The sequence below is a fragment of the Bacteroides sp. CAG:633 genome (assembly GCF_000435115.1).
GTDB lineage: Bacteria > Bacteroidota > Bacteroidia > Bacteroidales > Bacteroidaceae > Bacteroides > Bacteroides ndongoniae.
Window position 1 is genome coordinate 1 of record NZ_FR883067.1, and the last position, 265, is coordinate 265.

At 50.6% G+C, this 265-nt stretch carries 1 pseudogene; it reads left to right on the forward strand.

Annotation, left to right across the window (positions count from 1 at the left end):
• Positions 1–237 (forward strand): annotated as a pseudogene (locus QVP67_RS07795) (hypothetical protein); the annotation flags it as partial.
• Between the last annotated feature and the right edge of the window lie 28 nt (positions 238–265).

The following is a 265-nucleotide window of genomic DNA, read 5'->3' on the forward strand; positions in this document are numbered from 1 at the left end:
TACCTGGCTGAAATTCTGGGTCAGCAGATTTCGGGTTCGACAGTGAAGACGGTGAACGGTTCTTATGCCATCAACGTGACTTTGCCCATCGGTACTGCCCTGACACTGAGCGGAACTCAGGATGTAACAACGACTTCGATCAGCAACGGTTCGGTTACGGTATCGGGTAAGAGCTATGGCAAGGTTAGCGTAACAGCCAACACTTACAACCGTCAGCATAACGGTGGTACGAATTAATGAGGAGTGAAGGATGAGGGGGGGTGAA